The sequence below is a fragment of the Leptothermofonsia sp. ETS-13 genome, assembly GCF_049200465.1.
Taxonomy (GTDB): domain Bacteria; phylum Cyanobacteriota; class Cyanobacteriia; order Leptolyngbyales; family Leptolyngbyaceae; genus Leptothermofonsia.
The window spans coordinates 1,927,166-1,939,473 of sequence record NZ_CP120836.1 but is presented as its reverse complement, the minus strand read 5'-3'; the positions used below and the strand labels follow the sequence as shown (position 1 = coordinate 1,939,473).

The window sequence follows — 12,308 nt, the reverse complement described above, 5'->3', positions numbered from 1 at the left end:
CCCCTGCCTGGGGGCGCAGCCCCCATTCCTTCTTCTTAATTGGGTGGAGTTACTTAGGTTGAAGTTGCTGTCAGCCCAATCTTTCCAAAGGTACCCATGGCCGAAATTGTTTCCAGGGGAGTTGGGCGAGCATGGGAAGTCGGCACCAGTCTGGCATTGCTGGAAGTTGAGGAGTGGTTGCTCAGCCAGGACGTTTGAGCATGGGATTACGGGTGCTCATTCAGGCAACTGGCCAACTGGTGGAAAACTTTTGCCGCGAAGCACCAGTCTTTTGTAGGGGGGGAACTGCCATTTAACAGGTATTTCACTAGTCATCTTCCATTGGCAGCCTAGTGCCAGCTAACTTGAGGGCGTTTTCGAGCAGATTGTTGGGGCTGAACAATCCAGCTCAATCTATAGTTCCCTCGGAGAAAGCAAATGGCGATCGTGCCCGGTGACCACAAACTCTTCCGACCGTCCGCCCTATAATTAAGAAGAATTCAGCCAGTTTGCAGATCTTTAACAGAGGGGAGACCACTCGCTTATGGCAATGATCGAGACGAAAACCGAACCCATGGTTCTTAACATGGGTCCTCACCACCCATCGATGCACGGGGTGTTGCGGTTAATCGTCACACTCGACGGAGAAAACGTGATCGACTGCGAACCCGTGATTGGCTATCTGCATCGGGGGATGGAGAAGATTGCCGAAAACCGTACAGTGGTGATGTACGTCCCCTACGTCAGCCGTTGGGATTATGCAGCAGGGATGTTCAACGAGGCAATCACCGTCAACGCTCCTGAAAAGTTGGCTGGTGTCGAAGTTCCCAAACGCGCTAGCTACATCCGCGTTATTATGCTGGAACTTAACCGAATTGCCAACCACCTGCTGTGGTTTGGTCCCTTCCTGGCGGACGTAGGCGCTCAAACCCCCTTCTTCTACCAGTTCCGCGAACGAGAGATGATCTATGACCTGTGGGAAGCTGCAACGGGTTATCGCATGGTTAATAACAACTACTGGCGGGTTGGCGGAGTGGCTGCCGATCTACCCTACGGCTGGGTCGATAAATGCGAAGATTTCTGTGATTACTTCATGCCTAAAGTAGATGAGTACGAGCGACTAGTCACTGACAACCCCATCTTCCGTCGCCGGGTAGAAGGGGTCGGTACCATTACCCGCGAGGATGCTATCAACTGGGGACTTTCCGGTCCCATGCTGCGGGGTTCTGGTGTGAAGTGGGACTTGCGCAAAGTTGATCATTACGAATGCTATGACGACTTCGATTGGGAAGTGCAGTGGGAGACCGCAGGCGATGCCCTCGCCCGCTACATGGTACGGATGCGGGAAATGCGGGAGTCAGTGAAGATTATCAAACAAGCCCTTAAAGGTTTACCTGGTGGACCCTACGAGAACCTGGAAGCAAAGCGCATGGCAGCCGGTCCCAAGTCTGAATGGAATACCTTTGACTACCAGTTCATCGGCAAGAAGCTAGCCCCAACCTGGAAAATTCCCGCTGGAGAGCATTACGTTCGTCTGGAAAGCGGTAAAGGTGAACTGGGTGTCTTTATTATAGGGAACGATAGCGTTTTTCCCTGGCGGTTTAAGATTCGCCCGGCTGACTTCAACAATCTGCAAGTACTGCCTCATTTGCTACGCGGCATGAAGGTGGCAGATATTGTGGCGATCCTGGGTAGCATTGACATTATTATGGGGTCGGTTGATCGCTAGAACCCATATGAATCAATCTCATTTATCAATCCCACTTAAATGGGATTGATGGAGAAGGCAGGGAAGATCCTTTTGTCTTTCCTGCTTCCGGTAATGTTCTAGACATGGGGATCGATGAAGTCAAACAGCCTGCCCAAACTCGTAGCGATTGATGAACAATCCAATCACGATGTCATACAGCCATTCGGACTTGGAGAAGCAGATGGTTTTGCGAGCTAATCGCTTAATTCGCGTTCGTAACGTTAAGTGTTTGCGCTCGATTTTTTGGGTATTCCACTTGCCAACGACGTGCTGGTCTTCATCCACCAAACGGGCATACGCTCCCCATCCATCGGTGTAAAACGTTTGAACGCCAAACGGCTCTAACAATGCTTTTAACTCAACGAGCGCCTGGTCTGTATGATCGGCCAGCACATAGGCCAACACGTGCCCGGTTTGATGATCAATTGCGTGCCGTAACCAACGCTCCTGCTGCTTCGAGTGAACAAAACTCCCCATCTCGTCAGCTTCCGCTTCCTCAATGTGTTTGACAACTATCGCAGAGGTCGGCTTAAGTTGTTCTAACAAGGGTCGGTTCACGTGTTCAAGATGACGATCTTTTTTTTAATTCTTCAAGGACGGTGGTTGGGCTAATCTTGAGTACCCGCGCAGTATTGCGAATCCCGCCGCCGTTGAGCGCCATCTCGCAAATCTGTTGTTTCACAGTAGGCAAGTAGCCTCGGTAAGAATACTCCCGAACAAAGCTATGACGAGTGCATTCAGGATTACGGCATTTATACCGTTGCTTACCCTCGGCGGTTTTACCATGCTTGACGATATTCGTGCTCTCACAGGTGGGGCACAATGCACAGGTTCAAATACCATCGTAGTTGTTTGGGAGAATTTAACGGGTTCGAGTGCTCCGATTTTCCCTGATTCCTATCCCCATGTCTAGAACATTACTCCTGCTTCCTCTCCTGTTTTGCTGAGGCAGAGAGGAGATTTCCATGAACGCTCGAAAAATTCCAGTCACCCAGCTGATTGACTGACAAAACTTGAAAAGGAGGGAGGCTAAGCCCTTGGTAAAACGGCACTCGCAGATTAGTGTGAAAGTTACCACCCAAACACAACTGAACCATGCGAACCTCCCCAGCTATGGGACCTTCTGGGTCAATCCACTCAATGGGCTGATCAACGGCATCTGCAACCCCTGATTTAGATGGTGATTGGACTGATTTGTAGTGAATGCATCAGCCAGACCCAATGGGGTGTTTACGTGCAGAGTCGAGCAAAATTCGCCCAAAGCCATCCACGCCGTTCAGTCGCTGGTTGCCCAATAGCCGCATCCATGTCCAAAGAGCCTACTACAGTCCGCTGCTTGCAGCCGCATTAGCCCAGTGAGGCGTTTCTGAAATTACCTTAATTGAAGACACGACGATGTTATGGGACGAGTTTTGCCCGATTCGCAGATCGATTCAGTCCGGGGATATGCCATTCCCTTGATTGGGCGGGTACTACGCCACGGCAGTAGTAGTGTTCGCTTGGAGGTCTACCAACTGATGCTGAAACGAGCAGCGCGGTTAGTGCCCACCGGGGTATCGGTGCAATTTCTCGCCGACCGGGGATTTGCTGATACGAAACTGAGGCACTATCTGTGCGAAGACCTACAGTGGCATTTTCGCATTCGGGTTAAAAGTCGAGTCTGGATCTGCCGTACCCACCAAGGCTGGAAGCAACCAAGTAATATAGCACTACGAAGGCAGAGTAGGACGTTAGAGTAGCAGTAAAAGCACGTTGAGAACTGCCGATGTCAACTTCCTACAGCTACGACTTACGAACAAAAGCAATCGAAGCGGTCAAGCGCGGTGAACGCAAAAGCGACGTGTGCCGAATGCTCAAGCTCAGTCGCAATACGCTCGATCTGTGGCTCAAACGCAAAGCCCAAACGGGTGACTATCAAGCGATGACTAACTTCCCAAAAGGCTGTGGGCACAAAATCACGGACCGCAAGCGTTTTGAGGAGTTTGTCAAGGAACATGGCGGTAAAACTCAAGCACAGATGGCTCAGTTGTGGGGCGAGGGAGTGACGCAGCAAAACATCAGTGATGCACTGCGAAAATTGGAAATCAGCCGCAAAAAAACAAAAAAAACTATGGCTATCAAGAACGCGATGACATCAAGCGATGCGAATTCAAAGAGCGATTGAAAACTAAACCAAGCGAACTGGTAATTTACATTCGCTCAAGTGTGGAAAACGCACTGAGCAGGTCAGGTGGATCGCGGCACTGGTGCAAGGCAAGTTAATTGCACCGATAACGTTTGCCGGAGCTTGCAACCGAGATTTGTTTGAGATGTGGCTCGAAGAGTGTCTACTAACGCAACTGCAACCAGGCAGTGTGATTGTGATTGACAATGCGAGTTTTCATCGTTCTCAAGTGATTGATGTGATTGATGAACTGGTGATGCAGGCGGGATGTGAGCTTTGGTATTTGCCGCCGTATTCACCCGACTTGAACAAGATTGAGTGGTGGTGGAGCGTCCTCAAAAATTGGATGCGGCAGCGCATGAATGAGTTTGAAAGTTTTCGTGATTGTATTGATGCTGCCTTCAAGCATTGTCCTAATATTTATTCGTAGTGCTCCCTAGCCCAAAAACGAAGCCAGCTAACGGCTAAGGTCAGCGGATGCAGACAACCTTTACCACTTAGCCAACTAACTATCGGCGTTCCGGTGCAGCGACTTGTTAGACATCTTTGCACTAAATTTCAATAACACCTGCTATTAACTTCCAACATGGAGCTTCACCATCCCAATCAGGAGGTGCCCAAGGTATACTCAGACTTACAGTTACTAAGCAGGTGCCTTTGGGCTGATGTCCTGTCTCTAGCTTCTTAACAAACATTGGATCGGTTATTTTTGCGCCTGCTAAACACTGACCATTAGCAGCTTGAATAGTACCTCGCCATTCACTATTTCCTTTAGAACTTGTTCTTTGCTCCACAGAAAAGCTTACAACTTGGACAAGTTGAAGTGTACAACGTTGTTGAAATGGAAGACTTTGTAGATAGGAGGGATTGACGTACTTCAATGAATTGTGAAGTATATACGTAAAATCACTACAGTACCTTAGCAAATCAGTTGGCTGTGCTTTACCTAAATACTGCCATTGACCATTCAAGACTGAAAGATTTTCACATTCAAAGCCGAAATCATTCCCTGTATCGGCAAGAGGAATTCCCAAGATATCCAGTAACTCCGGTTCTCGACCTTCGACAATCCGCACGGATTCTGGAATTCGACCATCTTCAGGCTATAAACTGTCACAAACGGGACGAATCCATTTGCCAGTGTCTAGGTCAATTCCAACAATGCAACGTTCTTCTAGCTTCCAAGAGTTGGCGAGACAAACTATCCTCTTCAAAGGTGACATATACTAACATTTCCCCCATCTATCGTTCAGATATTCAGCAACCAGACGACGATGACAGTGATGAGGTTTTGCCTCACTGCAAAGCAAGCAGGCACCATCGGCTAGATCCGGGGAAACTTTCTTTTTCGATTTGACGATCAGCCATCAACTTCAAGAATTTTTGCTCGTATACCGACCAATCTCCCTTTTGCTTTTTATACTCATCAAGAATATCCTTGGTTGGAGCTAGATCTAAAATGTGAATATAGTCAATATCATCAATCGCTTTCAGGAAATACTCTAAGTCTGATCTTTTTGCAAATCCCGCCAATTGAGATACATTATTTAGACGAGTGTTGATAACTCTCTTAACACCTGCTCTTTTAAGGGTTTCAAAGAACTTTTGTGCGCTCTTTTGAGTGAAACCTATTGTGAACAAATTGATCTGACTCTTTGATCTGACTCTTCATCCTCATCACTTCCTTTTTCTACATAAGCAATTTCATCGCCCTGAAGTTTGTAAGCTTTCCTCAAGCATTCTTCTCGCGTCGGCAAACCATTTTGTGAAAACAGGGAAAGTTGAGCTTCTTGCGCCTCAGAAAACTCTTTAAAGCCATGCTTGAGAAGCATTCTCTCTTCTAAATGCTCATGAGATTCTAAATCACCATTTTTCAAAATGTGATTTATGGGTATGTCAAGATGACGTAAGTGCTGACAGACTAAGATTGCTCTGTGACAGGTTAATGGATCTTTCTCTGCACACATTAGTGAAATCTTATGTTTCTTCAAACCATTTTGAATTCGCTGAATTCCTTCGTGAAAGGCATCTGTAGCGGCAATTTGTTCATATACTGCTTTGCCATCAATATAGCAATCCTGGTTACTAGGTCTTGCTCCCAGTTCCTGTCCCAGAAAAACATATTGAATTCCTTCTTTAGTGAGAAACTCCTGTAGAGATGCTCGGTTGAAGTGTGGCAAAAATCGACTGTAGGGATGTGAGCGCACATCAGCCACAGCAGTTACTCCATGCCTCCGCAGCAGGGAGATGAAAGCATCTATCTCATGATTAGAGTGACCGATACTGAACAACTCCATACTGCTCCTCAGTTGTGACCTTAGTTATGCAACTTTAACTCATCCCTGCCTTCTATAGCAGTTCAAATGCACTGAGCGCTTCATGAATCGGATTCAGTCTCCGGATATGGACTAGCGAGGTGATGTCTAACTATAGCGTTCACAAATATAGCTTTACGCGGGTGCGTTAGGACATTGGAATTAGAGAGGGAGTGGGGGCTGCGCTCCCAGCCAGGGGTCCCACCCCTGCACCCCGTTCAAATTTGAAGAAGGCTCGCTATAACAACTTCCTTACCTTCCCGCAACTTCTAAGCTTGAGGAGGCCGATCGCCCAAATTCCTCTGGAGCATATTGCAAGTGGGCTTCTGCACCGGGGTAGAGGAAGGTGCCGGGAGTTACGGAGCGAACCAGATAGTGGAGGGGAGTACACACCGGGGTCGAGTTTGTCTCCATAGGCAACCACCCGATCTTTGTAGATGGTCTGATAAGCGAGTTGCCAGCTATCGCCTTTGGCTTCAAAGTAGGGAGTGGTGGTCTGGAAGCTGTTGTCTACCGCTTCAAACCCGGCGGGAAGAGGATCGGTAATGACCACATGGTTAACAGGATGGTCGGTGATGATTTCCAGCCCCACATCGTACACCTCCCCAGCAGACACCTTCAGGGGGTCGGGGGCGTAGAGTCCAGTTCTGAACAGCACCTTGTCCTGGTTGGCTGGACGAATGGTGCGGGTCACCCGTAACCCGTTGAAGCGACCGGGTTGACTGCCTTGCAAACGGTAGCGATAGGAAACCAGGTAATGTAACACTCCCGATCCCGATTTCCGGAGCACTAGATCGTGGCGGTTTTGAGGCAAATCGCTAATGGGAACTTTTACAGCCTCACTGGATCTTTGATAACCCTGGAATCTGGTGTTGATAAGGGTTTTGCCTGCCAGTTGGGCGATCGCTTCAAAGTTGGGTGGCGTTGGCTGGAGTTGACTATACTCCACCAGCGCGGTCAGTGCTGCCGCATTGTCGTAGGTGCTGGGCCAGGTGCCGTTTCGCCGCTGGGTAAGCAGCCCCTGCAACAGTCGATCAATCATTTCCGGCTTGGTTTTCTGGGCGATCGCCAGTCGCAGGGTTTCTGCCTGGGCAACCGTTGGAGAATTCAGCCAACCCCAGCCTTGAGGCAAATTCACCGTAGCTGTCCGCCCAGTTTCATAAACGGTTTCCTGCAATTGGGTTGCTATTGCCCTGGCTTCCTGTTGCCAGTCTGGAAAGCGGAAAAGATAACGGGCTAGTTTAACCTGATCAACCGGATCCAGTTGAGTGCGGGCGGCATACAGGTCTGCCAGAAAGTCGCTGCGTTGGTCTCCCAGTTCTGCCAGCGCGGTCAGTGCTGCCAACCGCACTTGGTTCTTACATAGGGCTTCTTTGCAGAACTCATACTGCCCAGGATTAGCCAGAAGGTTGCTGAGGTAGGTTTTGAGCGAAGTCTGTAAGGCAGCAAAATTTTGTATCTCTACCCCAGCTCGATTGGCTTGCGCAATTGCCTGGGCCGCGTAGGGAGTCACAAATGGATCGGATTTTTCGGCTCTGGGATAGGATGCAAAGCCCCCTTCGGGTTTCTGGAGTCGGAGTATCCGTTCCATTGCTTGCTGGGCCTGTTGCTTCGGCTCAAAGTCGGCAAAGGACTGCCCGTAATTTTTTGAGAGGGTTTGCAGATTGGCGGCGATCGCTAACTGGCTGGCAGCAGGTTCCAAAAACGGCAGACTGGTTTCGTTCAGAACCTGCCGGGTGGGAGCGGTGAGCGTTGGAACCAGCGTGCTGGCAAGGGAAACATCCAGTCCACCCACATCTTTTGCCACATTTGGATCCACCTGAATTGGAATCTTCGCTTCATTACTGGTTGCGCCCGTTTCAACCACCTGTTCCGTCACATTCTGGGTGCGAATTTCTAAAGGCACCTCAAAGCCATCGGTGGCGTTGCCCAACTGGGTGCTGAACTTCACCTGGGCTTCTCCCGTTCCCTGCACTTCAACCGGGAAGCGGTAGGCTGTTGTGCCCGAATTTCCCACCTGTCCTTGCGTGCTGCCCGATTGGTCCAATTTCAAAGGCGGAGTCACCGTGCCATTAACAGAAACATTGCCACTCTGGCCTGTGTTGTTGGTAATGGAGGTTCCAATTTCAAAGCGATCGCCCGGACGGGCAAATTGAGGGAGTAACGGACTGGCAATTAAGGGCTGGGTGGTGATGAACGTGGTGTCTCCATTCCCAAAATGCAGATTCCCATCTGTCGCTACGGTCATTACGCGCCAGGTCGTCAAATCATCGGGCAGTTTGAATGTCACCGTTGCATTGCCGATCTCATCCGTCATCACAGCCGGATTGTAGTAAGCCAGCGCCTTAAAGTCCGTCCGAACGCGAGTGTTACCCGCCCCAGCCGAAAGACCACCGCCATAGCCCCAGCCCTTTTCCAGCGGAGATGCCAGTGGCTCCAGCACTACATCCGAACGGTTGTCGCTCAACCGGGTCGAGATCGGCTGTTCTGCGTACACTGTTTTGACCAGATCGGGTAGACGATACCCGGTCAGTTGCAACACCGCTTCATTGACCACCATTACACTGAGTTGTCCCTTAGCAGGCTGGTTTTGGGCATTTCTGAGGGTCAATTTCAGGGTCTGGTTGTCCCCTGGGTTGAGGGAGGGAGTAACTTCCGTTTCGACTTGCAGGTATTGACCGCTCAGATCAGTGGAGAAGGGAGCAAACCCAATTCGCACTAGTTTATCCAGACTGTTGGGCTCTAATTCCGCCAGAGGTTTGCCCTGCCGCACCAGCACTGCCTCCACCGCCGCATTGGGCAACATATCGGATGTGACTTTGAACTGAACCTGGGGGGCACCGCCTTTCACCTTTGTCACCGTTTTATAGAGAACGTTGTGACGCACCACAGCAAAGTAAAGTTCGGCATCGGGATAGGGGGACTGGATCAGAGCCGTGGCCGTATCGCCCAATCGGTAACTCTTCTTATCCAGCTGAATTTCCAGGCGGTTGTTACGGTAGCGGTTACTCCAACCCACTGGAGAATCCCCCGTTGCCCAAATTTGCATATCGGTGGCGCTGGCTTCGCTACTGCCGCTCAGCATGGCCCGGATGCGATAGGACCCGGAGGTGGGTGGAGTCAGGGTCACGGTTTGAGGCTGGACATCGGTCTGCACATCCTTGCTGTCTACGGTCTTGTATTCCACCTGGTTCTGCTCAATCCGGCTGCCTTCTACCAGTTTTGCCACGCGGCTATAGTTCATCTGTTGCAGTTCCAGGCGCACCCGCTGACTGGGATAGGGTTTGCCAAAGGCATCAGTGACAATAACTTTGACCGGAAATTCTTTACCCGCCGTTGCAACAAAGTCACTTTGCAACCCCACCAGGCGATCGCCCGGTAAGGCCAAGAAGCTCTTGGAATCCGACACTGACAGGTTAGATACATCTGAAACTTGGACATCGACCCGGTAGGTCATAGGGTAGGGAAGGTCTTTTTCAACTTTCACGGTCTGGCTACTCTGACCACTGTTGTTGAGTACATGGCTGGTTTGCAACACATCACTAGAGACAACAGGGGTTTCTTCCGGCCAGAACCAGCGGCGTCCAAAGGAAAAGCCATCCCAACCTTTGGGGGTAAAGTCTGCCTGTTGCCGGGTGACATAGAAGTTGGTCTTACCGCCCTCTACAGGAGAACCAAACAAGTAGCTGCTCTGAATCTTCGCTTCAATGTTTCTTCCAGCCAGGGCGATCACATCAGCATGGGGTGTGGGTTGGGCGTTGGGGTAAGCTGTTTGATCGGGCTCCCGGCTTTCCTGGCTCCCCTGCTCCCCACCACTGAGGGTCAGTTCTACTTTGAAATTGGGTGGCTTAAATTCGGCAACCCGAAATTCTCCTGAAAGTTCAACGCCGTTGTCAGCTTTTGCTTTCACATAGTAATAGCCAAGCGGCTGGTTGGCCTCAATTGGCAATTCCAGAGAAAAGCTGCCAAATTCATTGGTGGTCTGATTTCCCAGAGCCTTTTTTAGTCCGTTCGGACCTTCCAATGTGAGAGTGTAGCGAGCTTTTTTGTCTTGCTTCAGGGTGCCGTTTTGCAGGTAGTAGGCAAACCCGGTCAGGCTAACGGTTTCTCCAGGCTGGTAGAGCTGGCGATCGCTAAAGATTGTCCCCCGCGACTCCGGCTTATTACTCTGCCATCCAGCATCAATCCCGTAGTCATAGGCACCGCTGTACTCATGGGTGCGGGCGAATGCCCAATCCTTTCCTTCCTGCGCAATCACTAATAGCCTGGGCGGGTTGGTAAAGCTGTTTCCCCCCATGCACGCTTGCAAATTCTGGCGAGTCAGCAGCAGTGTGCCATCTTTGCCCGTTTTGCCGCTAGCACAGGGCGAGGCCGTCGCCTCAGATTTTGCCTCTAGTCTGGACTGGTAAATCTGAATTGCGGCATTGGGCACGGCAGAACCATCGGACAGGTGATGAACCCGCACCATACCCGATTCTGGAAACCACTGGGCAAACACTCCCAGATTGGTCAACTGCACCAGTCCATAGATGGTGGGCTCCCGCCATTTTTCCTGATTCCCTTCCCAATAGGAGTTGGTGCGGGCCTGCACACCATAGGCCAGCATCCCAGTTGGGCCGCCTAACTGCTTTTGCAGTGGCACCGGGATATCGGTTGACTGGTTGTTCTGGCTCTGGATTGGAGTACTTTTCCAGGTCGAAGGGTTGGGCAACAACCCACCACCTTCTTTGGGATAGGCCGAGTCGTAATAGACCAGATCGGTTGGCCGGACAACAGCAAACGCTGACTGGTAGCTTTGCAGATTGACGGTTGAAATGTTCAGTTGCAAATCTTTGCCTGTCGGAAAGATATGTAAGCCAGAAGGAGCCCAGATCTCCGGCGCAACATCTCCTGTGTTGTATTGCACCGTGATAGGTTTGCCCAGGGTCTGCCCAAATTTATCCTTCAGCCCAGAACCCACGGTGATCGTATAGCTGGTTGCCGGTTTCAAGGCCCAGGGATTAAGCCTGACAAGGCGATCGCCCTCATAGGCTTGCACCAGCGGCAAATCCTTCTCAGGCGGCGGACTGATTGAGATGTTGGCGATCGCGGACTCTGCGTTCAGCCCATTGTTGAATTCTAACTGAGCGGCTCCTTGCACAAACCGACCAAGCGCCCCTGCAGCATCCGGTTGTCCATAATAACTCAACTTCTGAAAGGCCAGCGGCGAGAAAGTCTCAATCTGGCTAGCAAATACAGCCTCACTTGGCAGATTGCCCTTTACAGGACGTACACCGGGGGAGATTTCTAGCCTGTAGCGGGTTGCCTTAGCCAGTGCTTGCTGAGGTTCAACTGCATACATCCAGCTTTTCTCGGAACTATCAAAGGCTTCTTCAGGAATTGGCGCTTCCGCCTGAGTGTCTTCTTCCTGCTGCAAATTGACCTTCAGCAGCACCCCCTTGTTCTCCCCTGGAGGCATGAGCTTCAGGTGCTCTTTTAAGGACTCTAGGTCCAGTTCGGTGTTAGCCGTAATTTTAAAGACTGGCTTGGTGTCGAACGGTTCATTACTTTCGCCCGCCGGAGAACCCATAGGGGGAGAACTCGGAAGATTCAGGAACTTAATCGGCTCAGTATTGAATGTCCAGGCCAGGTCTTGATCCAGACGGTGGTTTTTCAAATCTGCCAGCCCCGCTTTTAAGGTCACTCTGACACGGGTTGCCTTGGGTGTTGCCTGCTCTGCCTGAAAGCCAACCATGCGCGGCGTCAGAAAGCGAAATTGCCCCGGCAGGGGCGGCACCAGTTCAAATTTTTTGAGAATCTCCTGCTGGTCTTTGCTCTCCAGGCTTTCAACGGGGATGAGTGACTCTTTGAAGCGAATTCGGATTTGGGCTGTGGGTGCCGCTTCTCCTAAGGGGCTGATCTGCTCGATCCAGTCCGGCAACTGAGGATCGGGTAGAGGACTCACTGTCGGGAGGGGAGCGTTGCCAATGGTGAGGTTTGCTGTACTACAGCCACCCATTTTCAAAACGAGAATGAGTCCAACCAGGAATAACCCGACCAGCTTGACCCGCTCCCAACCACCCATGAGCCTACCCCACTGCCACGAACGCTCTATAAGCTA

General features: G+C 50.7%; 10 protein-coding genes and 2 pseudogenes. 5 read left to right on the top strand and 7 right to left on the bottom strand.

Annotated features, from left to right (window positions below; genetic code table 11):
* Nucleotides 1–523 precede the first annotated feature (523 nt).
* Nucleotides 524–1,708 carry an NAD(P)H-quinone oxidoreductase subunit H gene (locus P4D80_RS08680; protein ID WP_421658660.1) on the top strand — a complete coding sequence of 395 codons (1,185 nt, stop codon included), beginning with the start codon at nt 524–526 and terminating at the stop codon, nt 1,706–1,708.
* Nucleotides 1,709–1,828: 120 nt separating this feature from the next.
* On the opposite strand, the gene P4D80_RS08675 is transcribed toward P4D80_RS08680, so the two are convergent.
* Together P4D80_RS08675 and P4D80_RS08670 are read right to left on the bottom strand one after the other, a co-directional pair.
* A complete protein-coding gene (locus tag P4D80_RS08675; RefSeq protein WP_421658659.1) occupies nt 1,829–2,287 on the bottom strand; it encodes an IS1 family transposase in 459 nt (152 codons plus the stop codon).
* Between the two features lie 4 nt (nt 2,288–2,291).
* The gene (locus tag P4D80_RS08670; protein ID WP_421659509.1) at nt 2,292–2,525 is read right to left on the bottom strand and encodes an IS1-like element transposase; all 234 of its coding nucleotides are present in this window, start codon (nt 2,523–2,525) and stop codon (nt 2,292–2,294) included.
* Between P4D80_RS08670 and P4D80_RS08665 the strand changes: the two genes are divergently transcribed.
* From P4D80_RS08665 to P4D80_RS08650, 4 genes and pseudogenes are all read left to right on the top strand, one after another.
* Nucleotides 2,454–2,642: a hypothetical protein gene (locus tag P4D80_RS08665; protein ID WP_421659616.1), complete on the top strand. Its 189-nt coding sequence runs from the start codon at nt 2,454–2,456 to the stop codon at nt 2,640–2,642. The genes P4D80_RS08670 and P4D80_RS08665 overlap by 72 nt on opposite strands.
* Before the next feature lie 290 nt (nt 2,643–2,932).
* Complete coding sequence (locus P4D80_RS08660) at nt 2,933–3,088, top strand: hypothetical protein (protein WP_421655799.1); 156 nt, start codon at nt 2,933–2,935, stop codon at nt 3,086–3,088.
* Between the two features lie 53 nt (nt 3,089–3,141).
* Entirely contained in the window at nt 3,142–3,468 is a 327-nt protein-coding gene (locus tag P4D80_RS08655) for a hypothetical protein (protein ID WP_421658657.1), read from the top strand.
* 26 nt (nt 3,469–3,494) lie between these two features.
* A pseudogene (locus tag P4D80_RS08650) lies at nt 3,495–4,323 on the top strand (transposase).
* A 121-nt stretch (nt 4,324–4,444) separates the two neighbouring features.
* On the opposite strand, the pseudogene P4D80_RS08645 reads toward P4D80_RS08650, so the two are convergent.
* The 5 genes and pseudogenes from P4D80_RS08645 to P4D80_RS08625 all read right to left on the bottom strand — a co-directional run bounded on the left by P4D80_RS08645 (nt 4,445) and on the right by P4D80_RS08625 (nt 12,272).
* A pseudogene (locus P4D80_RS08645) lies at nt 4,445–5,116 on the bottom strand (dual OB domain-containing protein).
* 3 nt (nt 5,117–5,119) lie between these two features.
* Nucleotides 5,120–5,203 (bottom strand): DUF488 family protein, encoded by an 84-nt coding sequence (locus tag P4D80_RS08640; protein WP_421659508.1) that lies wholly within the window; start codon nt 5,201–5,203, stop codon nt 5,120–5,122.
* Nucleotides 5,190–5,534 (bottom strand): DUF488 domain-containing protein, encoded by a 345-nt coding sequence (locus P4D80_RS08635; protein ID WP_421658656.1) that lies wholly within the window; start codon nt 5,532–5,534, stop codon nt 5,190–5,192. The genes P4D80_RS08640 and P4D80_RS08635 overlap by 14 nt, the downstream gene beginning before the upstream one ends.
* Entirely contained in the window at nt 5,522–6,109 is a 588-nt protein-coding gene (locus P4D80_RS08630) for a DUF488 family protein (RefSeq protein ID WP_421658655.1), read from the bottom strand. Before P4D80_RS08630 ends, P4D80_RS08635 begins: the two co-directional genes overlap by 13 nt.
* A 337-nt stretch (nt 6,110–6,446) precedes the next feature.
* The gene (locus tag P4D80_RS08625; RefSeq protein ID WP_421658654.1) at nt 6,447–12,272 is read right to left on the bottom strand and encodes an alpha-2-macroglobulin family protein; all 5,826 of its coding nucleotides are present in this window, start codon (nt 12,270–12,272) and stop codon (nt 6,447–6,449) included.
* Between the last annotated feature and the right edge of the window lie 36 nt (nt 12,273–12,308).